We start from the raw sequence: 25,183 nt of genomic DNA, 5'->3' as shown, positions 1-25,183 counted from the left end.
CCCCGCATGACGACCGTCGCAACGACCAGCAGGAAGGCGGTCCGCGACGAGGGCGTGGTCGTCGGGGCGCTCCGTGCACACCCGCGGCTGTGGTCGCTGCTCGCGGTCGTCGTCGGCTGGATCGTCGTCTGGTCCTTCACCGAGGGCACGCACACCCTCCAGATCAGCGTGTCGACGCAGACCGACGTGCACCAGTGGTTCCAGGACCTCAGCGACTCGATCGAGGAGGCCGTCTCCTCGCAGTCGAGCTGGATCATCAACGCCGTCCGGTCGCTCGCCGACGCGCTCAACTCGATCTTCACCTGGCTCCAGCACCTCTTCACGGTGGCGCCCTTCCCGCGGCCGTTGCCGCAGTTCGGCTGGCTCGGCACCATGGCGCTCGCCGCGCTGGTCACCTTCGCGGTGGCCGGCTGGCGGCTCGTGCTCCTGGTGGTCCCGGCCTTCCTGCTCTTCGGCTTCCTCGGCTACTGGACCGAGTCGGTCGACACCCTGCTGATCACGCTCTTCTGCGTCGCGATCTCGTGCATCGTCGGCATCCCGCTCGGGGTCTGGATGGCGCACAGCAAGGTGGTCGCCGCGATCGTCACGCCGATCCTCGACGTGATGCAGACGATGCCGTCGTTCGTCTACCTGCTGCCCTTCGCGATCCTCTTCGGCATCGGCCCGGCGGCCGCGATCATGGTGACGCTCGTGTACGCCGTGCCGCCGGTCATCCGGATCTCCGCCCACGGCATCCGCACGGTCAACTCCGGTGTCCTGGAGGCGACCGACTCCCTGGGCCAGGGGCGCCTGCAGCGGCTCACCAAGGTCGAGCTGCCGCTGGCGAAGCGCACGATCATCGTCGGGGTCAACCAGACGATGATGGCGGCCCTCGCGATGGCCACCATCGCGGCGTACATCGACGGGCCCGGCCTCGGCCAGTCCGTCCTCGACGGCCTGAAGCGCGGCCAGTTCGGCACGTCGTTCGTCGCCGGGACCTGCATCGTGATCGCGGCCGTGATGCTCGACCGGACGACGACCGCCGCGAGCGTGCGGTCGGAGCAGGCTCGGCGCGCGGGCGACCACGGGCGTCGGCTGCGCCGGATCGTCCTGGCCGCCGGCACGGTCGGCACGCTGATCGCGCTCTACCTCTCGCACGTGCAGGTCTGGGCCAACGAGTTCCCGTCGTCGCCCGACCTCGGGACCCCGCTGCGCAACGCCGTCGACGACTTCGGCGACTGGCTGCGCACCAACCTCTCCGGCTTCACCTCCTCGATCCAGAACAACTTCACCGAGTGGTTCCTCAACCCGGTGCAGAGCCTGATCGCGGAGTCGCCGTGGTTCGTCACCGGCCTGGCCATCCTGCTGATCGCGGCCATCGTCGGCGGCCTGCGCGCCTTCGTCGCGAGCTTCGTCTGCCTGGCCGGGATCTACTTCCTCGACCTCTGGTACAACGCCATGGTCACGCTGACGTCCTGCCTCGTCGCCACCGTGATCGTCGTGGCGATCGCGGTGGTGCTCGGGGTGGCCATGGGCCGCAACATCGGGGTCGACCGGGCCCTGCGACCGTTCCTCGACGCGGGTCAGACGATCCCGCCGTTCGTGCCGCTGATCCCGGTCCTGATCCTCTTCGGCCCCAACCGCTTCACCGCGATCGTGGCGGCCGTGATCTACGCCGTGCCCATCGCGACCAAGCTGGTCGCCGACGGCATCCGCGGGGTGTCGGGCGAGACCATCGAGGCCTCGCGCTCGACCGGTGCCAGCCGCTGGCAGGAGATCACCAAGGTCCAGCTGCCGATGGCCCGCGGCTCCCTGCTGCTCGCGACCAACCAGGGGCTCCTCTACGTGCTGTCGATGGTCGTCATCGGTGCCATGGTCGGTGGCGGCGGGCTCGGCTTCGACATCGTCTTCGGCTTCCGGCAGTCCGAGTACATCGGCAAGGGCCTCGCGGCCGGCGTCACGATCGTGCTGCTCGGGATCATGCTCGACCGGATCACGACGTACGGCGCCGCACGAGCCGGCGCGGGCCCGGTCTTCAAGCTCAAGCGACGCCCCCAGCGGGGGCCGTCGACGCTCCTCGGATGAACCTCACCAACAGAACAGAAAGGTCGAAGATGAGAGTCAAGCGCACACAAGCGGTGCTCGCGGCACTGGCTACGACGTCGGCACTCGCGCTCGGTGCGTGTGGTGGCGACTCCATCAAGGACGCCGACACCCCGGCGGGAGCCACCAAGGACTGCGGGGACCTCAACATGGCGGTCAACCCGTGGGTCGGCTTCGAGGCCGACGCCCACGTGGTCGGCTACGTCGCCCAGACGGAGCTCGGCTGCACGGTGTCCTACAAGGACCTCGACGAGCAGGTCTCGTGGAAGGGCTTCGGCAACGGGAGCGTCGACGTCGTCATCGAGAACTGGGGCCACCCGGAGCTCGAGAAGAAGTACTTCGCCGACGCCGGCGGCGACGGCTCGGCCGAGGACGCCGGGCTGACCGGCAACAACGGCGTGATCGGTTGGTACGTCCCGCCGTGGATGGCGGAGAAGTACCCGGACATCACCGACTGGAACAACCTGAACAAGTACGCCGACCTGTTCAAGACCAGCGAGTCCGGTGACCTCGGCACGCTCTACGACGGTGACCCGGGCTTCGTGACCAACGACGAGGCGCTGGTGAAGAACCTCGACCTCAACTACAAGGTCGTCTACGCCGGCAGCGAGGACGCCCTGATCGAGGCCTTCCGCACTGCGGAGGAGAACAAGACCCCGATGATCGGCTACTTCTACGAGCCGCAGTGGTTCCTCGCCGAGGTGCCGCTGGTCAAGGTCAACCTGCCGAAGTACACCGACGGCTGTGACGCCGACCCGGCGAAGGTCGCCTGCGACTACCCGCCGTACCCGCTCAACAAGATCGTCTCGACGAAGTGGATGGACTCCGGCAGTCCGGCGGTCAACCTGGTCAAGAACTTCAACTGGACCAACGACGACCAGAACCTCGTGGCCAAGTACATCGCCCAGGACCAGATGGACCCGGACGACGCGGCCAAGAAGTGGGTCGAGGCCAACCAGGACAAGGTCGACGCCTGGCTCAAGTAGCCACGCACGCCTGACGCTCGCCCCGGCCGGGCTTGACCGCCCGGCCGGGGACGGGTGATCCTTGAGTCAGTTTCGTATGACGAATTAGGTTGCGCATTGCGCAACACGAGCCAACGTAGTTCGGAGGGCCCCATGGCCAACGTCCCCGCCTCCGCGAAGGTCGTCGTCATCGGCGCCGGCATCGTCGGCAACAGCCTCGTCCACCACCTGGCCGAGCTCGGCTGGCGCGACATCGTGCAGCTCGACAAGGGCGCGCTGCCCAACCCGGGCGGCTCGACCGGGCACGCCTCCAACTTCATCTTCCCGGTGGACCACTCCCGCGAGATCACCGATCTGACGCTCGACTCGATGCGGCAGTACAAGGAGATGGGCGTCTTCACGGAGTCCGGCGGCTTCGAGCTCGCGCGCACCGAGGAGCGGATGGAGGAGCTCCGCCGCCGCATGTCGTCGGCGAAGGCCTGGGGCATCGAGGCCGAGCTCGTCAGCCCGGCGTTCGTGAAGGAGAAGGTCCCCTTCATCGAGGAGGACCAGTTCATCGGGGCCTTCTGGACGCCGAGCGTGGGCGTGGTCGACTCGCTGCGCGCCGGCACGATCATGCGCGAGAGCGCGCTGGCCTCCGGGGCGCTCACCGTCGTACCCACGGTCGAGGTCGTCGGCCTCGACGTCGAGGACGGCCGGATCAAGCGGGTGCGCACCGACGGCGGCGACATCGAGGCGGAGTACGTCGTCATCGCGTGCGGCGTGTGGAGCCCGAAGATCGGCGACATGGCCGGGATCTCGATCCCGCTGACGCCCGCGGTGCACCAGATGATCAGCGTCGGGCCGTGCCCGCAGCTGGCCGAGCGCGAGGGCGAGATCTCGTTCCCGATCATCCGCGACATGGACACGTTCTGCTACGAGCGCCAGCACGGCGCCGACATGGAGGTCGGCTCCTACGCGCACCGCGCGATCCTGCACGAGCCGGAGGACATCCCCTCGATCGAGCAGGCCAAGCTGTCGCCGACCGAGATGCCCTTCACCTCCGACGACTTCGACCCGCAGCTCGAGCAGGCCTACGAGCTGATGCCCGAGCTGCTCGGGGCCGAAGGTGCCGAGATGCGCTACGCCATCAACGGCCTGCTGTCGTTGACGTGCGACGGCAACCCGATCCTCGGCGAGAGCCTGGTCAGGGGCCTCTGGACGGCGTCGGCCGTGTGGATCAAGGAGGGCCCGGGGGTCGGCCGCGCGGTCGCCGAGTGGATGGTCAACGGGCACAGCGAGATCGACATCCACCACAGCGACATCGCGCGCTTCCACCCCCACCAGATGCGCCGCGAGCACACCAAGCTGCGCACCACCGAGTCCTTCATCAAGACCTACGGGATCATCCACCCGGCCGAGCAGTACGAGTCCGACCGCGACCAGCGGCTCTCGCCGATGCACGCCTCGCAGCAGAAGCTCGGCGCGATGTTCTTCGAGACCGCCGGCTGGGAGCGGCCGCACTGGTACGAGTCCAACGCCGGCCTGCTCGAGGAGTACGGCGACGCGGTGATGCCCCGCGAGCACGAGTGGGACGCGCGCTGGTGGAGCCCGATCATCAACGCCGAGCACCTGCGGATGCGCGAGGCGGCGGGTGTGATCGACCTGTCGGCGTTCCAGATCTTCGACATCGCCGGTCCTGGGGCCCTCGACACCGTGCAGCGCACCTGCGTCGCGCAGTGCGACGTCGCGGTCGGCAAGGTGATCTACACGCCGGTGCTCGACGCCAAGGGCGGCCTCGTCTCCGACCTCACCGTGATGCGTCTGGCCGACGACGTCTTCCGCGTCGTGACCGGCGGCGCCCACGGCCGTGCGGACCTCAAGTGGTTCGGCGACCGACTCGTCGGGGAGGCGTCGATCACCGACCGCACCGACGCGGTCTCCACGATCGGCCTTTGGGGTCCGAAGGCGCGCGACATCCTCGCCTCGCTGACCTCCGACGACGTGTCGGACGAGGGCTTCGGCTTCCTCACCTGCCGCGAGATCAGCGTGGACGGGACGTCCGTCCTGGCCTCGCGGATCTCGTACGTCGGTGAGCTCGGCTGGGAGCTCTACGTGGCGATGGACGACGCGGCCGAGCTGTGGGAGTCGCTGCTCGAGGCGGGTGCGTCGTACGGCGCGGTGCCGGTCGGCATCGGCGTCTACGGCACGACCGGGCGGATCGAGAAGGGCTACCGCGCGTTCGGCTACGAGCTCGACTCCGAGCGCTCGATCGTCGAGGCCGGCATGCAGCGGCCGAAGGTGAAGGCGGCCGACTTCGAGGGCCGCGAGGCCTACCTCGCCCAGCGCGATGCCGCGGTCCAGTCGGTGCTCTGCACGCTGGTCGTCGACGACCACACGTCGGCGTCCGGGGTGAAGCGCTACATGCTCGGCGGCGAGCCGATCCTGTCGGCTTCCGGTGAGGCTCTCACCGACGGGCACGGCCACCACCCCTACGTCACGACCGCTGGCTCGGCGCCGTCGCTCGGCAAGCACCTGCTGCTCGCCTACCTGCCGCCGGCAGAGGCGTCGATCGGCAACCAGCTGACCGTCTCCTACATGGAGGAGCTCTACCCGGTGACCGTTGGCTCGGTCGACGCGACCGCTCTCCTCGATCCCACGAACGAGCGCATCCGATGAACGCGATGGCGCCGGGCGGCGGTGAGCCAGCAACCGTTTCCGACTCGGCGGCCGTCGACTTCGGTTGCCTGCTCACCGCTGCCGGGCGGCGCGAGGAGGGAGGGCGATGAGCACGCTCGTCTGCATCAAGCGGGTCGTCGACTCGTCCAGCGAGGTCGTGCTCACCGAAGACGGCCAGGGCGTCGACGGACGGTACGCCGGGTTCACGATGAGCGCCCACGAGGAGTGCGCCGTCGAGCTGGCCGTGCAGATCGGCGACGGCCCGACCGTGATGACGTTGGGTGACGCGGACGCGGTCGAGCAGCTGCGCGCCGCGCTGGCGGTCGGCTGCACGGCGGCCGTCCACGTGGTCGCCGACGCCCAGACCTTCGGCCCGGCCGACGTCGCGCGCGAGATCGCGGGCGTCGTACGAGATCGCAGCCATGACCTGGTGCTGCTCGGCAACGACGCCGCCGACAGCGGTGACTTCCAGGTCGGCATCCGGCTCGCCTACGAGCTCGGCTGGCCGGTCGTCAACGGCGTCACGAACGTGTCGGTCGCCGACGGAGTGGTGACCGCGAGCGGGGCCGGTCCCGACGGGCACGAGACCTACCGGGTGCCGCTTCCCGCTGTGGTCACCGTGCTCGAGGGTGGGGTCGAGCCTCGCTACCCGACCGTGCCCGGCCGGATGAAGGCCAAGAAGGTGCCGATCGAGGAGCGCCAGCCCACCGCCGCCCCGGCCGGGCCGGCCCGGGTCCGGCTGCTCCTCCCGCCGCCCGCGCCGTCCAACGTGCAGATCCTCGGCAAGGGCGCCGACGCCGCTCCTGCGGTGGTGGACCTCTTCGAGCAGCTGGGGGTGCTGGCCCGATGATCCTCACCCTGGTCGAGACGACCCCCGCCGGCGAGGCGATCGAGGTCTCCCGCGAGGCGCTGACCTTCGCCCGCTCGCTGGCGGCCGAGGGCGGGGGCGTCCCGGTGGACGCGGTCGTCGTTGGTACGCCGTCGCCGGAGCTGGTGGCCACGCTCGCGTCGTACGGGGTCCGCGAGGTGCACGCGCTGACGGGTGAGGCGTTCGACGCGTTCTCCGGTGCCGCGTGGGCCGCCGGCATCCTCGCCGTCCGCGGATCCTCGGTGGTCGTGATGGCGGCCGGCACCCCGCGCGGCAACGAGGTGATGGCGCACGTCGCCGCGCGCGCCGGCGTCGCGATGGCCGCCAACGTCCTGTCCTTCAGCGGCCTCTCGCCCTTCGTCGTCACCCGGCAGGTGGTCGGTGGGTCGGCGCTCGAGGAGATGAGGCTGTCCGACCGGCCGGCGGTCTTCACCGTCGCGGGTCACGCGGTCGAAGCCGTGCCGGCGGAGACGCCCGGCGCCGCGACCGTCGTCGAGCAGACCCCCGAGATCGCCGCGGCCGACCTGGTCGCTCGCGTGGTGTCGGCCGAGGAGCCCGAGCCCGACCTGTCCGGCTCGCTGAAGTCGGCACGCGTCGTGGTCGGCGCCGGTCGCGGCGCGGGCAGCTCAGACGGCTTCGCCGACCTCCTGGAGCTCACGTCGCTGCTCGACGCGTCGCTCGGGGTCTCCCGGGTCGTCACCTCGCTCGGCTGGCGGCCCCACCACGAGCAGGTCGGCCAGACCGGTTCGCGGATCTCGCCCGACCTCTACATCCCGTGCGGCATCAGCGGCGCGATCCAGCACTGGGCCGGCTGCTCGACCGCCAAGAACATCCTCGCGATCAACACCGACCCCGACGCCCCGATGGTCACCAAGGCGACGTACGCCGTGATCGGCGACCTGCACGAGGTCGTGCCCGCGATCAACGAGGAGATCAGGCGCCGCCGCTCCGGTAGTTGAGGAGGTTGCGCTGGCAACCGCACTCGTTACCCGGTGAGCTCGGGCACCGACCTCGTGTGTCGGCTCCGGGGGTTTCGAGACAGGACTTCGTCCTTCCTCAACCTCCGGTGCCGAGGTTGACCCACCACCCTCCCGGGTAGGACGTACCGTGGAGGACGGGGAGGGTCTCTGATGCGACTGCGGCATGCGTTCGGGGCGGCGATGGTGCCGTGCCTGCTGCTCGCGACCGCCGGCTGCAACGACAGCTCCCAGGCCAAGGAGACGGCGCCGTCCGCGACCCCCTCGTCGTCCGGCTCGGCCTCCGCGTCGGCCAAGCCGTCGGAGTCCGTCGCTCCGGTCGCCGACCCGGAGCACGCGGTCGACCCGCCCGGTCCGCGCACGGGCGCGATCGTCTCCGCCGACGTGCTCGTCTTCAGCCCCAACCACCCGCTGAGCAAGGACCTGGTCGACCGGATCCAGCACCTCAAGGGCGTCGACGAGGTCAACGCGCTGTCGATGGGCCAGGTCCTCATCGAGAACCACGCGATCAACGTCGCGGCCGTCGACCCGGCGACGTACCGCCTGTTCACGCCGGTCGCGAGCGCCGAGACCCAGGCCGTCTGGGACCGGGTCGCGGGTGGCGAGCTCGCGCTGCCGAAGGGCGAGGCCAAGCAGCTGCCGGTCGACAAGAATGGCTACCTCAAGCTCGGCAGCACCGACGGGTCGCCCGAGGTGCACATCGGCGCCTATGCACCCCAGATCGACTCGGCGATCGACGCCGTCGTCAACGAGAAGTGGGGCGCCGACCTGGGCTTCCAGCCCGGCAACGCCCTGCTGATCTCGACCGGCCAGACCTCCCCGCAGTCGCTGCGCAAGCCGATCGCGAAGATCGTCGGCAACCAGGCCTCGATCCAGGCGCTCGACGTCGTCGCCCGCACGGGCATCGACCCCGGCGCGAAGCAGACCGCCTTCGTCGTCGGCACGATCGCCGACGCGGTCGGCATCTTCAACTACACCGTGCTCGGCGGCGGCCACATCGCCCCGGACCCGTCGTGGGTGAGCTCGCACATCGTCACCCAGCCGGTCCCGATCCTCGGCAACGTCACCTGCAACAAGCTGATCTTCCCGCAGCTGATCGCGGCGCTCCAGGAGGTGCAGGCCCGAGGGCTCGCGGACAAGATCCATCCGGACCAGTACGCCGGTTGCTACTACCCGCGCTTCATCGCCGGGACGACCACGCTCTCCAACCACTCGTTCGGGCTCGCCCTCGACCTCAACGTGCCCGGCAACCAACGGGGCACGGTCGGCGAGATGGACCGCACCGTGGTGTCGATCTTCAAGTCGTGGGGCTTCACGTGGGGTGGCGACTGGGGCTACACCGACCCGATGCACTTCGAGATGAACCGACTCGTCCAGCCGCGCTGAGCGTCGGCTAACGTCGCGGTCATGCGCGCCGTACAGGTCATCAGCACCACTGGTCCCGCCGACGTCGTCGTCAACGACGTCCCCGAGCCGACGCCCGGAGCGAACGACGTCCTGGTCGAGGTGCACCGGGTCGGAATCTCCTTCCCCGACCTGCTGCTGAGCAAGGGGGAGTACCAGCTCAAGCCGGAGCTCCCGTTCACGCTCGGCGTCGACTTCGCCGGCGTCGTGGTCTCGGGTCCGGACGGCTACGAACCCGGCCAGCGGGTCGCCGGTGTCGGCGGTTGGGGCGGTGGCGCCGAGCTGGTCGCCAACCCCGCCGACTCCACGTTCCTGATCCCCGACAACATCTCCTTCGACGAGGGCGCCGCCCTCCCGATGAACTACCTGACCGCCCAGTTCGCCCTCGCCGAGCGCGGTCAGCTGCGAGCCGGCGAGACCGTGCTCATCCACGGCGCCGCCGGTGGCGTCGGCACCGCCAGCATCCAGGTCGCGAAGGGGTACGGCGCCCGCACGATCGCCGTCGTCAGCACCGACGAGAAGGCCGCGATCGCCAAGTCCGCCGGCGCCGACGAGACCGTGCTGGTCGACGGGTTCAAGGACGCGGTGAAGGAGCTGACTGGCGGCAAGGGCGTCGACGTGATCGTCGACGTCGTCGGCGGGGACCTCTTCACCGACTCGCTGCGCTCCCTCGGCACCCAGGGTCGCCTGCTCGTGGTCGGCTTCGCCGCCGGGCAGGGGATCCCCGAGGTCAAGGTCAACCGGCTGCTGCTCAACAACGTCGACGTCCGTGGGGTCGGCTGGGGCGCCTACGCGATGTTCCGTCCCGGCTACATGCACGAGCAGTGGGCCGAGCTGCAGCCGATGATGGAGTCCGGTGTCGTGAAGCCGCCGATCGGCGCGACGTACGAGCTCGAGGAGTTCGGCCGGGCGCTCGCCGACATGGACGACCGCAAGACCCTCGGCAAGTCCGTGGTGAAGGTGCGCGACTAGACCGATGGCCCTGCTGCCCCCGGAGATGCCCCAGCGCCCACCGCCTGGTCCTGCGGCAGGCTCGCTGCTCGGGGTGCCGGCCGGTGCGCTCGTCGGCGCGGTCTGGAGGTACGGCGCCTCGGACGTCGCCCTCGCCGTGACCGCCGTGCTCGTCGGCCTGGTCGGGGTCCTGATGGCGTCACCCGGGTGGCGGCCGTTCGCGACCGGCATGGGTGTCGTCGCCTGCGTCGCTGTGGCAGCGGTGTTCTTCATCTAGCAGAGCCCGTTGGTTGAGGAAGGCGCTCTGCGCCTGTCTCGAAACCCCCGCGGCCAACGCGGTCACGTCGGTTTCCGGGGTTTCGAGGCTCGCTCCGATCGCGCCTCAACCACCGGGAAGATCAGGTCGGGTCGACGCCGATGTCCTCGAACCACAGGTCCGGGCGGGCGGCGATGAAGTCCTCCATCAGGCCGATGCAGGTCGGGTCCTCGAGGACGACCACCTCGACGCCGTTCTCGGCGAGCCACTCGTGGCCGCCGAAGAACGTGGTGGCCTCGCCGACCACGACGCGGGAGATGCCGAACTGGCGCACCAGGCCGGAGCAGTACCAGCAGGGCGACAGCGTCGTGACCATGGTCGTGCCGGCGTAGGTGCGCTGGCGCCCGGCGTTGCGGAAGGCCGAGGTCTCGCCGTGCATGGACGGGTCGTCGTCCTGGACCCGGCGGTTGTGGCCGCGGCCGAGCACGGTGCCGTCAGCGGCGACGAGCGCGCCGCCGATCGGGATGCCGCCCTCGGCGAGCCCGAGGCGGGCCTCCTCGACGGCGACCGTGAGCCAGTCCTGGGCGGTGGCGATGTCCAGCGTCATGCGACGGACGCTACCTCCGCGGGCACCGGCGGCGTGGGTGCGGCGAGCGGCCGGAAGAGCACGGAGTACAGCAGGGCGGCCAGCGCGAAGCCGACGACCGGGGTCAGGTCGCCGATGCCGGGGTGTGCCGAGGCGATCGGCCCGACGTACTTCGACTGGTCGCTGAAGAGCCACACCGACACGACGGTGGCGATCACGAAGGCGATCGGGCCGGCCCAGTTGCGGTAGCCGCGGGTGAGCATCGTGCCCGCCGAGTTCGTGCCCCGGCGCAGCAGCCGGTCGGTGAGGATGACCCCGAGCCAGGGGGCGACCCAGTAGGCGATGACGAGCAGGAAGTTCTCGTACTTCGCGCCCGCGTCGTGGAGCCCGCTCCAGCCGACGAAGAAGCCGATCACGCCGAAGACGCTGGCGACCAGCGCGCGGCGGATGTGCGAGGGGAGCCGGATCTCGAGGGTCAGGAAGGCCATCGCGCCGGAGTAGATGTTGAGGATGTTGGCGCAGACCGCGCCCAGTGCGATGGCGAGCAGGGTGAGGTTGCCGAGCACGCCCGGGAGCAGGTCGGTGAACGCCGTCGTCGGGTTGCCGAAGAACGGGTCCGGACCGGCGGTGACGGCCGCGGCACCGGCCAGCTCGAGGACCGCGCAGGAGAGGAAGATCCCGAGTCCGGCGAAGAGGCCGACCCGCAGGCGGCTGGTCTCCGGAGCGAGGTAGCGGGAGTAGTCGGAGGCGTAGGGGTTCCAGCCCGCGGCGTACCCGAAGCTCGCCGAGGCCAGCAGCATGAACCCGCCGAAGCCACCGCCGCCGCCGGGCGCACCCGGGTCGGCCTTCGTGAAGACGACGACGGTCGCGACCAGGAAGATCACGGCCAGCACCGGGAAGGCGAACCGCTCGAAGACGTGCACGAAGTTGTGGCCGAAGAACGCGACCACGACCTGGATGCCGACCACGATCAGCAGGCACACGACGCCGGGGAGATCGGTGAGCGAGGCCAGCGCCAGCGCGCCGCTGACGCTGTTGACCGCGAACCAGCCGATCCCCGCCATGATCGAGCTGATCACCGCAGGGAGGGCGTTGCCCCAGAAGCCGAACGCCGAGCGCGAGGCCACCATCTGCGGGAGACCGGCCCGCGGGCCCATGGTCGACAGGTAGCCGTGAGTGGTGGCCCCGAGCGCCGTACCGATCACGATCGCCAGCGCCGCCTGCGCGAAGGACAGCCCGAAGAAGAGCGTCCCGATCACGCCGACGAAGACGGTCGCGAACTCCAGGTTGGGTGACGCCCAGGTCCACAACAGCTGGACGGGCGAGCCGTGCCGTTCCTCGAGCGGGATGAACTCGACGCCACCGGGCTCGACGGCAGCGACCTTGCTGCCGTAGTCGCGCGGCTCGAGCGGGATGTCGACGGTGCTCATGCCCGCAAGTATCGGGGTCGGACGGCCCGGTCAGACAGCCTTGAGCGGGTGGATCGCGATGTCGCCGGCGACGGCGGGCCCGAGCACCTCGAAGGCCTTCGCGATGTGGGGCGTCGACATGTGTCCGTCGAGGTCGGCCTGGGCGCGCCAGGCCTCGACGGTCACGAAGACGCCGGGCACGGACGCCGACTCGTAGACGTCGTAGGCGTAGCAGCCCTCCTCGCCGCGGGTCGCCGCGGCGAGCTCGGCCAGTGCGGCCGCAGCCTCGGTCGCCTTCGCCGGGTCGATCGGGATGGTGGCGACGACGTGCAGGGCGTCAGCGGGGATGTCAGTCATGCCCGCGACGGTAGCGGTTCGCCCTCAGCGAAGTGACCTGTTCCTCTGCGGATCGGGTCGTTAGGGTCGACGCCGTGAGCATTCTCGACGAGGCCCGCGAGGGCATGAACCCAGCCATCCGCCCGCAGGACGACCTGTTCGGACACGTCAACGGCCGGTGGCTGGACGAGGTCGAGATCCCGTCGGACCGCTCGAGCTGGGGCCCGTTCGTGCAGCTGGCGGACGCCGCGGAGGCCCACGTCCACGCGATCATCGAGGACCTCGCGGCTAAGGTCGCGGCCGGCGAGGACGTCGACGACAACGCCCACAAGATCGGTGCGCTCTTCTCCTCGTTCATGAACGAGGAGAAGATCAACCAGCTGGGCCTGCGCCCGGTCCGCCCGCTGATCGACGCGGTCGGCGCTCTGCGCGACGTGCGCGACCTCGCGGCGTTCCTCGGCGAGTTCGAGCGGATCGGTGGCCACGGGCTCTTCGGCTCGTACGTCGACACCGACAGCAAGAACTCCGACCGCTACCTCTTCAACCTGGTGCAGGGCGGCCTCGGCCTGCCCGACGAGTCCTACTACCGCGAGGAGAAGTTCGCCGAGATCCGCGAGAAGTACGTCGCCTACCTGACCCGGCTCTTCGAGCTCGCCGAGCAGCCCGACCCGGCCGGCGCGGCGGCGACCGTGCTCGCCATCGACACCCGGATGGCCGCGGGCCACTGGGAGCGCGCGGAGACCCGCGACGTCCAGAAGACCTACAACCTGATGACCAAGGCGGACCTGGCCGAGCTCTGCCCGGCCTTCGACTGGGACGCCTACATCACCAACCTCGGCGGCAGCGACGAGACCCTCGCCGAGGTGTGCGTGCGGCAGCCGTCGTACTTCGGCCACCTCTCCACCGTGCTCGACGAGATCGACATCGAGCAGTGGCGCGCCTGGCTGCTCGCCCACGTGCTGCGCTCCGCGGCGGCGTACCTCACCGACGACTTCGTCGAGACCAACTTCGACTTCTACGGCCGCACCCTCAACGGCACCCCCGAGCTCCGGGCCCGCTGGAAGCGCGGCGTCGCGCTGGTCGAGGGCGCGATCGGCGAGGCCGTCGGGCAGGAGTACGTCGCGCGCCACTTCCCGCCGACGTCGAAGGCGATGATGGACGAGCTGGTCGCCAACCTCCTGGCGGCCTACCGCAAGTCAATCGGTGCCCTCGACTGGATGTCGGAGGAGACCAAGCAGCGCGCCTACGAGAAGCTCGACACGTTCCGCCCCAAGGTCGGCTACCCCGAGAAGTTCCGCGACTACTCGGGCCTCCAGGTCACGACCGACGACCTGCTCGGCAACGTCGCGGCGGCGTCCGCCTTCGAGACCGACCGTGAGCTCGCGAAGATCGGGTCGCCGGTCGACCGCGACGAGTGGTTCATGCTGCCGCAGACCGTCAACGCCTACTACAACCCAGGCACCAACGAGATCTGCTTCCCGGCCGGGATCCTGCAGCGCCCGTTCTTCGCCCCCGACGCCGACCCGGCCGAGAACTACGGCGGCATCGGCGCGGTCATCGGCCACGAGGTCGGCCACGGCTTCGACGACCAGGGTGCGCAGTACGACGGCGCCGGCAACCTCAACGACTGGTGGACGCCCAGCGACAAGGCCGCCTTCGAGGTGAAGTCGAAGGCGCTCATCGAGCAGTACGACGCCTTCGAGCCGCGCGCCCTCCCGGGCGAGCACGTCAACGGTGCGCTCACCGTCGGCGAGAACATCGGCGACCTCGGGGGGCTGACCATCGGCCACACGGCGTACCTGATCGCGCAGGGCGGCGAGGCGTCGGTCGAGTCCCGTCAGCAGCTCTTCATGAACTGGGCCTACTGCTGGCGCACCAAGCGCCGCAAGGAGCAGGAGCAGCAGTACCTCACGATCGACCCGCACAGCCCGCCGGAGTTCCGCGCCAACATCGTGCGCAACCTCGACGAGTTCCACGAGGTGTTCGAGACGGTGGAGGGTGACGGGCTCTGGCTCGACCCCGCGGACCGCGTGCGCATCTGGTAGCCGCGTCTCGCGCGTCGGCTTCGCCGCCGCGCGGGCCGCGGGACCGGTCCGCGGGATGATCGTCCGACGGTGTGGCACAGGTAAGCGCGAGGGGTGACGGGCATCAGGTCGGTTCAGTTCGAGTGGGGGCCAACGGGAGCGGCGGCCGTGGTCGGCGCCGGCTCGGTCGCGGTGGTGGTCGACGTCCTGTCGTTCACCACCACGCTCACGGTGGCGGTGGACGCCGCCATGACGGTCTACCCGTTCTCCTGGAAGGACGAGCGGGCGGAGGCGTACGCCGCCGAGCGTGATGCCGTGCTCGCGCGTGGTCGCTCGTTGCGCGAGGGCGTCAGCCTGTCGCCGGTGTCGGTGCGGGCCGCCGTCGGGGTGGAGCGGCTGGTGCTGCCGTCACCGAACGGGTCGTCGATCAGCTTCGCGCTCGCGGAGTCGGGGGCGAGCGTCGTCGGCGCCTCGTTGCGCAACGCGAGCGCGGTCGCCCGCCACCTCGTGTCCGCCGGGTCGGTGGCCGTGATCGCGGCCGGTGAACGCTGGCCCGACGGCTCGCTCCGGCCGGCGGTCGAGGACCTCTGGGGCGCGGGCGCCGTGATCGCGGCCCTGGTCGACCAGGGCCGCGACGACCTCAGCCCCGAGGCGCGGGTCGCCGAGCAGGCGTTCCGTGCGGTCGCGCCGCGCCTCGCCGACCAGCTCCGCGGCTGCGTGAGCGGCCGGGAGCTGATCGACGGGGGCTTCGGCGAGGACGTCGAGGTCGCGCTGGAGCTCGACGGCAGCCAGGTCGTCCCGGTGCTCCGTGGGGCGGCCTTCGTGGCGGGCTGAGCCCTCACCCCACCTGGGCGCACATCACGTAGACGACCAGGGTGCGGTTGGCCCCGGCCAGGTTCTTGCCCTCGGCGTACCACGCGTCGGCGAGGTGGTCGGACGGGCCGGCGGACCCGCCGTTCCAGGTCCCGTCCGGGTTGCGCAGGGCGAGGAAGGGATTGCTCCGGGACAGCGTCGAGCTGCCGGCCGACCCTCCGGCCCAGGACGCCCCACCACCGAGCGCGGCCATGCCGTTCGGGCAGATGGCCGACATCGACCCGGAGCCGTTGTTGGCCACCCCCGAGTCCAGCGCCGTGATCACGGTGTAGTTGGTGACACCGGTCGGACCCGGGGCCCCGGCGACGCCGGCCGGACCCGGGTCGCCCGCCGGCCCTTGGGCGCCGGGGGTGCCAGGGACACCGGCCGGGCCCGTGGGCCCGGTCAGCGCCGTGCGCGCGCCCGGAGCGAGATCACCGACCTGGAGGGACTTGTTCTTGATGTCCTTCGTCGTGACGGTGTTGTCCTTGATCTGCTTGCCGGTGACGAGCTGGTCGGCGACGGCGCCTCCGGTCGCTCCAGCGACCAGCAAGGCAGCTGCTGCGGCGACGGCAAGGACGGCCCCACGGGCGGTAACGAGGTGTGTCATGCCCGCACGCTAGGGACGCCGCCCGTCCGGTGCCATGGTCCGGATGGCACCGGACCATGGGCTACCTGGACGGCGACCCCAGGGCCGGGCTGCGTCAGCTGAAGCGCTGGTAGGTGATCGTCGGGTAGTAGAGCGACGTGGCGCCGCCGCCACCGTCGGTCACCCGCAGCGCGAGCGTGTGCTGGCCCTTGCCGATCTTGGTGCAGAACTGCACCGTCGCCTGGTCCAGGACGTTGTTGTAGGTGAAGTACTTCGTGCCCTCGCTGGTCCCGACGCCGTCGCGGTAGAGCGACGCCGTGGTCAGCTCACCCGCGCCACCGCTCGACGCCATCGCGGTGAACGTGACGAGGATGGTGTCGGTGCCCTTCTTCGGGCCCTTGACCGAGCTCTGCGAACCCTCGACCTCGGTGGTGGATCCAGCGGTGACGCTCTGGAAGTCCATGGCCCGCGAGCTCATCGAGATCGCGGAGCCGCCGCTGCACGCCGACACCTGGGCGCGCTGGGCGGGCTGCCGGGGGGCACTGCCCTTCGCGTCAGCGTTCGCGCTGCTCACTCCGGCGAGACCGCTGGCGACGACGGCGAGGACGGCGAACCCGGCTGCTGCCATGGGGACTGACTTGTTCATGACCTGCTCCTGACTTCGGCGACCCCGAGTGAGCCGCGTCGATCTTTCAGGAGCGAGCCCGGTGGCTGCAGATACCGACCGTCAGCAGTGGGGGATCTGCGACGGGTCGATGCTGCCGCCGAGGCCCTCGCCGGTCGTCTCGCCGATGCCGATCGAGAGGACGTCACCCGATCGCCAGCGCAGCGACTTGGTGCCCGAGATCTTGCCGGCTGCTGCGCGGACGTTGACCGAGACGCGGTGGCCGTCCCGGGTGCGTGACATCCCGCCGAGGTGCGTGTGCGAGGCGCGCCGGTTGTCGAGCCGCGTCCGGATCGTGAGCGAACCGTCGTCGTTGCGGACCTTGCAGGCCTGCACTTCCCCGCCGTGCACCCGCGCGCCCGACCCCCACGCCGCCTCGGCGGCGGGCGGTGCGACGAGGACGGCGGCGACCAGCAGGGAGCTCGAGCCCGCCAGCACCCCCAGACGAGAAGCGATGCGGTCACGGCGGCGGGGTGTACGGGTCATGCAGGGGCACTACCCGAGCGGGCTGGGGCGAAACTCGCAGGTGACGTCGGCGAGGGAGCCTCGATCATGGCGGTGTCCGTCGCCGCTGGTAGACAAGACGCATGACCGCCACCGGGACCGACGTACGCCGCCCCGACGTGCGGGCCAGCGCCGAGGCCCACCTGCGCGCCCTGGTCGGCCGCGACGACGCCACGCTCCGTGAGGACCAGTGGTCCGCGATCGAGGCGCTGGCCGTCGACCGGCGTCGTGCCCTGGTCGTCCAGCGCACCGGCTGGGGCAAGTCCGCGGTCTACTTCGTCGCCACCCTGCTCCTGCGCGACCAGGGCGCCGGGCCGACCGTGATCGTCTCGCCGCTGCTTGCGCTGATGCGCAACCAGATCGCGGCCGCCGAGCGGGCCGGCATCCGCGCGGTCACCATCAACTCCACCAATATCGAGGACTGGGAGCCGATCCAGGAGTCGATCCGGGCCGGCGAGGTCGACGTCCTCCTGGTCAGTCCCGAGCGGCTCAACAACCCGGGATTCCGTGACGAGGTGCTGCCTCGGCTGGCCGCGACCTGCGGCCTGCTGGTCGTCGACGAGGCCCACTGCATCTCCGACTGGGGCCACGACTTCCGGCCCGACTACCGACGCATCCGCACCCTGCTCGGCGACCTCCCCGACGGCATCCCGGTGCTCGCGACCACCGCCACCGCCAACGCCCGGGTGACCGACGACGTGGCCGAGCAGATGGGGACGAACGTCCTCGTGCTCCGGGGCTCGCTCGACCGGGAGTCTCTGCGGCTCGGCGTCGTCCGTCTCAAGACGGCGCAGCAGCGCCTCGCCTGGCTCGCCGACCACCTGGCCGAGCAGCCCGGCTCCGGCATCGTCTACTGCCTGACCGTCGCCGCCACCCAGGAGATCGCCGACTACCTGCGCTCGCGCGGCCACGAGGTCGCGGCCTACTCCGGCCAGACCGAGACCACCGAGCGTCAGGCGCTCGAGCAGGATCTGCTGTCCGGACGGGTCAAGGCCCTGATCGCGACCAGTGCGCTCGGCATGGGCTTCGACGCGACCCTCGGCTTCGTGGTCAACATGGGCGCGCCCGCCTCCCCGGTCTCCTACTACCAGCAGGTCGGCCGCGCCGGTCGCGGCACCGACGAGGCGACCGTCGTGCTGCTGCCCGCGATCGAGGACCGCGACATCTGGGCCTACTTCGCGTCGCTCGCCTTCCCCCGCGAGGAGCAGGTCCGCCAGACGCTGGCGGTGCTCGCCGCCGAGGGCCGCACGATGAGCACCGCCACCCTGGAGACCTACGTCGACCTCAACCGCAACCGGCTCGAGACGATGCTCAAGGTGCTCGACGTCGACGGCGCCGTACGCCGGGTGCGCGGCGGCTGGGAGTCGACCGGGCAGTCGTGGGACTACGACGAGGAGCGCTACCGCCGGGTGGCCGAGGCCCGGGAGCGCGAGCAGCAGGCGATGCTCGACTACATCGCCACCGACCGCTGCCGGATGCACTTCCTGCGCGACCAGCTCGACGACCCGGAGGCGGTCAACTGCGGGCGCTGCGACAACTGCGGCGGGCTCACGTTGTCGACCGAGGTGTCCGCGGCCGCGGTCGAGGAGGCCGACGCCCGGTTGTCGCGACCCGGCGTGCCGATCGACCCGCGCAAGATGTGGCCGAGCGCCCTGGCCAACCTCGGTATCGACCTCAAGGGCAAGATCGCCGAGGCCGCTCTCGAGGGGCGGGCCGTGGCCCGGTTGACCGACCTCGGCTACGGGCAGGCCCTGCGCGAGCTCTTCGCCCCAGGCGTCGAGGACGGCCCGGTCCCGGTGCCGCTGGTCCGCGCGGTGGTGGAGGTGCTCGGCGACTGGCGCCCGCCCGTCGACGGCATCGTGGTCGTCGAGTCCGAGACCCGTCCGCTGCTGACCGCGGACCTCGCCGACGGCCTGTCCCGCTACCTCCGCGTGCCGGTCCTCGGGCGCTTCGCGATCGTCGATCCCGACGTCCTGCCCGGTCAGGGCACGGCCAACTCCGCCCAGCGGGTGGCCGCCGTCGGACGCCGTTTCACCCTCCAGGGTGAGGGGCTCGAGGGGCAGCGCGTGCTCCTCGTCGACGACCGGGTCGTCACCGGCTGGACCCTCACCCTGGCCGCCCGAGCGGTGCGTGCGGCCGGCGCGACCGAGGTCCGTCCGCTGGTGCTCGCGGCCACCTCCTGAGGGGTCGCAGAGCCGTTTGCGCGAATGAAACAACCGGGCCGTAACATTCGCCAGTGATCCGCGCCGATGTCATCGCCTACTTTGCCGACGACCCCACTCGCAGCTACCAGCTGATCCAGTGGCTGCCCGTGCTGGAGCTCCTCGACCAGCACCATGCGGTGGGCATCGTGGCGCGTGACGAGGACACGATCAAGGTCCTCTCCGAGCGCACCGATCTGCCGATCACGCCGGCCCCGTCCTTCGCCGAGCTGCACGACCTCTACGCCGAGTCCGACGCCAAGGTCGTCCTCTACTGCAACAACTCGATGCTCAACTTCCAGTCGCTCCTGGACGGTCGCAAGCTGCACGTCCACATCAACCACGGTGAGAGCGACAAGCAGAGCATGGCGAGCAACAACGCCAAGGCCTACGACCGTGTCTTCGTGGCCGGTGAGGCCGCGGTGCAGCGGCACGTCGCCGGTCTTCTGGAGTTCGACACCAGCCGCCTGGTCCGGATCGGCCGGCCCCAGCTCGACCTGCGCCCGCCGGCCGTGATCGAGCCGAGCGCGCGCCGTACGGTCCTCTACGCGCCGACCTGGGAGGGCGACGCGGAGTACAACGACTACACGTCGGTCGACACCGTCGGCCCCGACATCGTGTGCGCCGTGCTGGCGGTGCCTGACGTGCGCCTGGTCTACAAGCCGCACCCGAAGGTCACCGTGAGCACGGTGCCGGCGATCCGGGACGGCCACCGGCGGATCATGGCGCTGGTCGCGGAAGGCGCCCGGCGCGACCCGGCCGCCGGTCACCTGGCCGTCACCGCCGGCGACATCCTCGGCGTGATGCCCGACTGCGACGCGATGATCACCGACGTGTCGTCGGTCGGTCTCGACTGGCTCTACCTGCGGACCGAGAAGCCGATCTTCATCACCGACCGTCACCACGACGCCGAGCGGCTCCGTCGCGAGGTGCCGGTCAGCCGCTGCGCCGACGTGCTCGCCGACGTCGACGTCGCGGACCTGACCGAGCTGGTCGCCGCCCGCCTCGACCACGACGAGCACCACCTCGCCCGGGTCGCGATGCGACACCACTACTTCGACGACCTCCAGGTGGGCGACAGCACCACCCGCTTCATCGAGTCCGTCGGCGACCTGGTCGCCCTGCGCGACCGACTGCTCGGCGCCGACGCGGACGACGACGCGGCGATCACCGCCTGAGGTAGGCCAGCACCTGCTCCGCAGCGCGGTTCCCGGACCAGACGGCACCGTTGAGCGTCGACCGGTTCGTGTAGTGGGCCGTGTGCTCGCCGGCGAAGAACGCCGCGCCCTCGGGGAGAGCCTCGGCGCCGGCGATCTCGGTCATCGTGCCGACGCGGTAGTAGGAGTAGGTGCCGCGCGTCCAGGGATCGTCGACCCAGCGGTCGACCCGGGTCACCCCGGCGTACGCCGCCCGCGAGCCGGGGAAGACCCGGTCGAGGTCGCGCAGGTAGGCGTCCGCGAGCCGCCGCGGCGCGAGCCCGTGGACCGGGGCACCGGCGACGTGCGGCATCGCCGACGCGCCGGTCAGGCAGACCATCAGGGCCTGGTCGCTCTGCTGGCCGGGGTGTCCGGGCCAGGTCGAGCCGGTCGCCAGGTCGGAGAAGGACTCGCCGCTGCTGCCCGGCTGCCAGGGCGTGGAGTCCAGGACGAGGCTGGCCTTCATCCCGACCCCCAGCGCCCCCAGCCGGATCGCGCGCCGCTTCAACGGTGAGAAGCCGGCCCGGGACAGGTCGACGGCCGCCAACGTCGGGAACGGCAGCGCGAAGACCACCGCGTCGGCGTCGACCTGGGTGCGGGACGTGTCGTCTTCGAAGGTCAGCCGGTAGCCGTGCGCGCGTCGACGGACCGCCACGAGAGCCGACCCGAGGTGGATCGACCCGTCAAGGCCCTCGGCGAGCGCGGTGGCAACGGTGTCGGTCCCGTCGGTGACGACGAAGCGCTCGTCGTAGCTGCGCCACGGTGCCGCGAGGTCGGCGACCACCATGAGCGCGCTGGCCTCGTCGGCCGGTGCGGTGTACTCGGTCTCGACGTAGGTGCGCACGTAGTCGGCGAGGAGCGGGTTGACCGGCGCGACGTGCCGCTCCACCCACGCGCTCGCGGTCATCCGGTCGAGGCGCAGGGCCTCGGGGTCGCGGGTGCCGTGCCGGACCGGCCAGGGGATCCGGCCGAACTCACGCTCCGCCTCCCGGGCCACCTCCGGCCGCCCGTGGAGGACCGCGGCCCTCGACCGGTTGCGCCCGGCGAAGCGGTAGTCGTAGCCGCCGCTCGGCCAGACGGTGTCCAGGTCGGTCAGCCCGACGCGCAGCTCCCGGGCGAGGTTGCGGAAGGCGTGGTCACCGGTGCTGACGAAGGACCCACCGGCCTCGGCGTGCAGGCCGCCCGGCAGGTCGCGCACGGTGAGCGCGCGACCGCCCACCCGGTCGCGGGCCTCGTGCACCTCGACCCGCCAGCCGGTCCGCTGGCGCAGGCGGTGAGCGGTGGTGAGGCCCGCCAGCCCGGCGCCGACGACCACGACCCGTGGTGCGCCACGCGCCGCCGACGGACGCGCCGACCCCGCGACCGCGGCGCCGGCGAGCCCGCCGAGGAGGACGCCGCGCCGGCCGACCGTGTGCACCCGCCCATCTTGACCGATCAGCCGCGGTCGGCGGTCTCCATGTGCTCGTAGTAGTCGCGCGGGCGGCCCATCCTGTCCATGGTTCGGAGCATCCGCAGGCCGGCGGGCTCCAGGGTCTTCGAGCTGACCCAGGCCAGCGCCGTCGCGGGTACGGCGACCAGCAGGGCGGTCCACACGAAGGCCCAGCCCGAGCGCGGGTCGGGCAGCAGCCCGACGTACCCGAGGAAGCGCATCACCGGCTCGTGGACCAGGTAGATGCCGTAGCCCAGGGAGCCGATCCAGACGAGCGGCTTCCAGTCGAAGGCCTTGTTCCACGGGCCCTCGTGCAGCACGACCGCGGCCAGGCCGACGACGACGGCCAGCGAGTAGAGCGGGTGCCACCACTCGCTCACGTCGGTGTTCTCGATCGGGCGGGTCATGACCAGGACGGCCAGGCCGACGAGGCCGAGGACGCCGAGGGCCAGGCGTGCCACGCGACCCAGCCGGACACCGGCGGCGACGATCACCGCGAGCGCCATGCCGAGACCGAAGTCGGCGGCGCGGGAGGGCGCGGAGTACCAGACCGACCAGGCGTCGCCCGGGTGCGAGCTGAGCACGGTCGCCCAGACGAGGTAGCCCAGGCCGATCGCGAGGCAGAGTGCCGGGAGCACCGAGGCGACCGCGAGCCGGCCGCGCCGGGTCTGTCGCTGTGCGGCGGCTCGGTTGACGAACGGCACGGCCAGCGCCATCAGCAGGTAGAAGTGGAACTCCACCGCCAGCGACCAGGCCGGACCGTCGGTCCAGAAGATGTAGTCGTCGCTGTAGATGTGGGTGAAGGTCAGGTGGGTCGCGAGGTCCTGCCAGTGGCCCGGCAGGCTCGGGTTGGTGCAGACCCACACGACCACGACGATGGCGGCGTACAACGGGTAGAGGCGTGCCATCCGGCGCAGGAGCAGCACCCGGCCGGGTCGGCCCGCCCCGGCGTCCGCGCAGGAGCGCGCGATCGGGAGCCACAGCACCAGCGCCGACAGCACGAAGAACATGTCGACGAAGAGGTCGGTGCCCAGCATCAGCTGGTGGCCCCACCCGCTGAACGGCCACGCCCAGGTCTGCGGGTCGCGGTTGTGCTGGTAGGCGTGGAAGAACACGACGCAGAGCGCCGCGATGCCGCGCAGCCAGCCGAGCGGGTACTGCGGCGAGCTCTGTCCGCCGGCCTCCGGGGCCTCCGGTGCGGTGACCGAGTCGATCTGCTCGGTCTGGTCACGAACGAGGGTCGTCACACTCATGCGGCCACCTCCCGGGTGGTCTCGGTCTCGACGCCGGCCTCAACAGGGGTGGCGTCGGAGTTGCCGGAGCTGTTGGCGCTGCGCGGCGTGACCACCCAGCGGTGCTCGCCGCGCAGCTGCTTGAGCTGGGCGACGCGGTTCACGATGTTCTTCAGCTCGGTGTAGAAGACGAGGTTCGCGAGGGCGGCCGCGACGAACCAGGACTTGTGGCGTCGAACCTCCGGCGCCGCGAGGCGGTAGGCCGCCAGCGTCTGCAGCGGGCCGGAGACCGTGACGAAGAGGGTGAGCGCCAGGAACATCGGCGAGCTGAGGTCGAGCCCGCCGTCACGCCAGGCGAAGAAGCCGATCAGCGGCCAGGCCAGCAGGGCGAGCCACGGGTAGACCTCGCGCCAGCCCAGCAGGTAGACCACGCCGACGCGTTGACGGAAGTTCAGCACGGGGGACTTCAGCACCGGCAAGAGGTGGCGGCAGGAGACCTGGAACCAGCCCTGGGCCCAGCGCATCCGCTGGTTCCACAGTGCCTTCGGCGTCTCGGGCGCGAGCTCGCGGCTGACGAGGCCGGGGTCGTTGACGATCCGGCCGCCGGCCTCGAGGACGCGCATCGACGCCTCGATGTCCTCGGTGAGGAAGGAGCCACGCAGGCGGATCCGCTCGAGGGCCGAGGAGCGCCAGTAGCCGTTGGAGCCGCCGAAGATGCCGAAGCCGAAGGCCGACGCGCGACCCGGGTGGGCGACCGCGTAGATCTGCTCGAACTCGACGGCGATGAGCTTGGCCATCGCCGAGTCCTCGCCGTTGCGGATCACGCAGTGACCCTGGACGACGTCGGCACCGTCGGCGATCCACTGCCAGGCACGGTCGAAGGAGCCCGCCATCGGGTGGTGGTCGGCGTCGAAGATGCCGACGAACTCGCCCTCGGCCACGCGCAGCGCGGCGTTGACGTTCTGTGCCTTCGAGGTGCTGTCGGGCACCTTGAGGACGGTCAGGTCCGGGTGCTCGGCCGCGAGGTCGGCGAGGTCGTCCTCGACGTCGAGCGGGATCGGAGTGTTGTAGGCGAGCACGATCTGGAGCCCGCCGGAGTAGTCCTGCGCGAGGAAGGTGTCGATGGTCTCGAGGATCGTGTCGGCCTCGTTGGGGAGGTACGCCGCGATCACGGCGGTCGCCCGGGGTGCCGACCCCTCGGGTGCTTCCGGTGGGCGCGGCGGGTCGAGCGCCTGGGAGCACTCGGCCCAGATCGTCGCGGCGGTGATGCCGAGCGCGCCGACCAGGGCCCAGTAGACGAACGTCGAGACGTCGAGCCCCACGGCGTACAGGCCGACCATCATGAGGAACGGCAGGACCGCGCAGCCGATGGTCGCGAAGAGCACCTGACGGCTGGCCGAGAACCAGCTCACCGCCGGGTGGCGCTGGCGCACGCCGGCGCCCTGGACGCGTGGTTGCAGGTCGCGGGCCCGGACGGACTCGGCGGCCGCCTCGGCCGCGTGCTCGCCGGCCTCCTGCGGGTCCTGCTTGCGCGAGATCCGGGCCCAGCCGACGCCGAGGTCGATGACGCCGTCGCGATCGGTGAGGGAGTCCAGCGCCTCGACGGCGTGGTAGGCCATCTCCTGGAGCCGGACCGGGCGCGCGGCCCGGTCCTCGTGGCGCAGGCGCAGGGCGATCCGGCCGTCGACGGTCGCGGCGACGACCTCGCCCGGCTGGAGGAAGCGGGTGAGCCGTTCGGCCGCGGCGCGCACGACGGGGGCCGGCGGTCGGACGCGAGCGGTGACGTCGTTGCCCGGCGCGGCCCAGACGGGGTCGATGACCGCGACGATCTCGCGGTGGCGCCGGGGGGTCGCGACCTGCAGCCGGCTGCGGACCAGTGGGGAGACGACCTCGTCGGGGGAACCGACCCGTCCGGGGCGGTTCTGGTCAGGGGTACGGCGATCCAGGGTGAGGGACACGGGCGTGACCTTTCGGGGTCTCGACGGACGTGCGGGGACCGA

Annotated in this window: 21 protein-coding genes; 12 read left to right on the top strand and 9 right to left on the bottom strand. The window is 71.0% G+C overall.

The window, feature by feature from the left end; all coding sequences use genetic code 11:
- The first annotated feature begins 6 nt into the window (after positions 1–6).
- The 8 genes from ABLE68_RS07985 (at position 7) to ABLE68_RS07950 (ending at position 10,182) form a co-directional block, all read left to right on the top strand.
- Positions 7–2,064: an ABC transporter permease gene (locus ABLE68_RS07985; RefSeq protein ID WP_348870785.1), complete on the top strand. Its 2,058-nt coding sequence runs from the start codon at positions 7–9 to the stop codon at positions 2,062–2,064.
- Between the two features lie 29 nt (positions 2,065–2,093).
- The gene (locus ABLE68_RS07980; protein WP_348870784.1) at positions 2,094–3,068 is read left to right on the top strand and encodes an ABC transporter substrate-binding protein; all 975 of its coding nucleotides are present in this window, start codon (positions 2,094–2,096) and stop codon (positions 3,066–3,068) included.
- A gap of 132 nt (positions 3,069–3,200) precedes the next feature.
- Positions 3,201–5,705 (top strand): GcvT family protein, encoded by a 2,505-nt coding sequence (locus tag ABLE68_RS07975; RefSeq protein ID WP_348870783.1) that lies wholly within the window; start codon positions 3,201–3,203, stop codon positions 5,703–5,705.
- A 106-nt stretch (positions 5,706–5,811) separates the two neighbouring features.
- Positions 5,812–6,555 carry an electron transfer flavoprotein subunit beta/FixA family protein gene (locus ABLE68_RS07970; RefSeq protein ID WP_348870782.1) on the top strand — a complete coding sequence of 248 codons (744 nt, stop codon included), beginning with the start codon at positions 5,812–5,814 and terminating at the stop codon, positions 6,553–6,555.
- On the top strand, positions 6,552–7,532 hold the full coding sequence (locus ABLE68_RS07965; RefSeq protein WP_348870781.1) for an electron transfer flavoprotein subunit alpha/FixB family protein: 981 nt from the start codon (positions 6,552–6,554) through the stop codon (positions 7,530–7,532). Before ABLE68_RS07970 ends, ABLE68_RS07965 begins: the two co-directional genes overlap by 4 nt.
- 171 nt (positions 7,533–7,703) lie before the next feature.
- A complete protein-coding gene (locus ABLE68_RS07960; protein WP_348870780.1) occupies positions 7,704–8,936 on the top strand; it encodes a M15 family metallopeptidase in 1,233 nt (410 codons plus the stop codon).
- Positions 8,937–8,957: 21 nt separating this feature from the next.
- Positions 8,958–9,926: an NADPH:quinone oxidoreductase family protein gene (locus ABLE68_RS07955; protein ID WP_348870779.1), complete on the top strand. Its 969-nt coding sequence runs from the start codon at positions 8,958–8,960 to the stop codon at positions 9,924–9,926.
- 4 nt (positions 9,927–9,930) lie between these two features.
- Positions 9,931–10,182, top strand: a complete 252-nt coding sequence (locus ABLE68_RS07950) for a hypothetical protein (protein WP_348870778.1) — start codon at positions 9,931–9,933, stop codon at positions 10,180–10,182.
- A gap of 121 nt (positions 10,183–10,303) precedes the next feature.
- Here ABLE68_RS07950 and ABLE68_RS07945 read toward each other — a convergent pair whose 3' ends face one another.
- Genes ABLE68_RS07945 through ABLE68_RS07935 form a run of 3 tightly spaced genes read right to left on the bottom strand, consistent with a single transcriptional unit; the run spans position 10,304 to position 12,513 of the window.
- Positions 10,304–10,768 carry a nucleoside deaminase gene (locus ABLE68_RS07945; RefSeq protein WP_348870777.1) on the bottom strand — a complete coding sequence of 155 codons (465 nt, stop codon included), beginning with the start codon at positions 10,766–10,768 and terminating at the stop codon, positions 10,304–10,306.
- Entirely contained in the window at positions 10,765–12,177 is a 1,413-nt protein-coding gene (locus tag ABLE68_RS07940) for a purine-cytosine permease family protein (protein WP_348870776.1), read from the bottom strand. Before ABLE68_RS07940 ends, ABLE68_RS07945 begins: the two co-directional genes overlap by 4 nt.
- A gap of 30 nt (positions 12,178–12,207) precedes the next feature.
- A complete protein-coding gene (locus tag ABLE68_RS07935; RefSeq protein ID WP_348870775.1) occupies positions 12,208–12,513 on the bottom strand; it encodes a putative quinol monooxygenase in 306 nt (101 codons plus the stop codon).
- Between the two features lie 74 nt (positions 12,514–12,587).
- On the opposite strand from ABLE68_RS07935, the gene ABLE68_RS07930 reads away from it, so the two are divergent.
- On the top strand, positions 12,588–14,537 hold the full coding sequence (locus ABLE68_RS07930; protein WP_348870774.1) for a M13 family metallopeptidase: 1,950 nt from the start codon (positions 12,588–12,590) through the stop codon (positions 14,535–14,537).
- Positions 14,538–14,630: 93 nt separating this feature from the next.
- Positions 14,631–15,350 (top strand): 2-phosphosulfolactate phosphatase, encoded by a 720-nt coding sequence (locus ABLE68_RS07925; protein ID WP_348870773.1) that lies wholly within the window; start codon positions 14,631–14,633, stop codon positions 15,348–15,350.
- A gap of 4 nt (positions 15,351–15,354) precedes the next feature.
- On the opposite strand, the gene ABLE68_RS07920 is transcribed toward ABLE68_RS07925, so the two are convergent.
- From ABLE68_RS07920 to ABLE68_RS07910, 3 genes are all read right to left on the bottom strand, one after another.
- The gene (locus ABLE68_RS07920) at positions 15,355–15,978 is read right to left on the bottom strand and encodes a collagen-like triple helix repeat-containing protein (protein WP_348870772.1); all 624 of its coding nucleotides are present in this window, start codon (positions 15,976–15,978) and stop codon (positions 15,355–15,357) included.
- Positions 15,979–16,072: 94 nt separating this feature from the next.
- Positions 16,073–16,603 carry a hypothetical protein gene (locus tag ABLE68_RS07915; protein WP_348870771.1) on the bottom strand — a complete coding sequence of 177 codons (531 nt, stop codon included), beginning with the start codon at positions 16,601–16,603 and terminating at the stop codon, positions 16,073–16,075.
- An 81-nt stretch (positions 16,604–16,684) separates the two neighbouring features.
- Positions 16,685–17,107, bottom strand: a complete 423-nt coding sequence (locus ABLE68_RS07910; protein WP_348870770.1) for a hypothetical protein — start codon at positions 17,105–17,107, stop codon at positions 16,685–16,687.
- Between the two features lie 101 nt (positions 17,108–17,208).
- On the opposite strand from ABLE68_RS07910, the gene ABLE68_RS07905 reads away from it, so the two are divergent.
- Positions 17,209–19,308: a RecQ family ATP-dependent DNA helicase gene (locus ABLE68_RS07905; RefSeq protein ID WP_348870769.1), complete on the top strand. Its 2,100-nt coding sequence runs from the start codon at positions 17,209–17,211 to the stop codon at positions 19,306–19,308.
- 53 nt (positions 19,309–19,361) lie between these two features.
- A complete protein-coding gene (locus ABLE68_RS07900; RefSeq protein ID WP_348870768.1) occupies positions 19,362–20,504 on the top strand; it encodes a CDP-glycerol glycerophosphotransferase family protein in 1,143 nt (380 codons plus the stop codon).
- Here ABLE68_RS07900 and ABLE68_RS07895 read toward each other — a convergent pair.
- From ABLE68_RS07895 to ABLE68_RS07885, 3 genes are read right to left on the bottom strand one after another with little or no spacing between them, the layout of a single operon-like run.
- The gene (locus ABLE68_RS07895; protein ID WP_348870767.1) at positions 20,494–21,939 is read right to left on the bottom strand and encodes a flavin monoamine oxidase family protein; all 1,446 of its coding nucleotides are present in this window, start codon (positions 21,937–21,939) and stop codon (positions 20,494–20,496) included. The genes ABLE68_RS07900 and ABLE68_RS07895 overlap by 11 nt on opposite strands.
- 17 nt (positions 21,940–21,956) lie before the next feature.
- A complete protein-coding gene (locus tag ABLE68_RS07890) occupies positions 21,957–23,204 on the bottom strand; it encodes an acyltransferase family protein (RefSeq protein ID WP_348870766.1) in 1,248 nt (415 codons plus the stop codon).
- Positions 23,201–25,141 carry a glycosyltransferase family 2 protein gene (locus ABLE68_RS07885; protein ID WP_348870765.1) on the bottom strand — a complete coding sequence of 647 codons (1,941 nt, stop codon included), beginning with the start codon at positions 25,139–25,141 and terminating at the stop codon, positions 23,201–23,203. Before ABLE68_RS07885 ends, ABLE68_RS07890 begins: the two co-directional genes overlap by 4 nt.
- Between the last annotated feature and the right edge of the window lie 42 nt (positions 25,142–25,183).

The organism is Nocardioides pollutisoli (assembly GCF_040045055.1).
In the GTDB taxonomy this organism is placed as follows: Bacteria; Actinomycetota; Actinomycetes; order Propionibacteriales; family Nocardioidaceae; genus Nocardioides; species Nocardioides tweenelious.
This window is presented reverse-complemented; position numbering and strand designations above follow the sequence as displayed.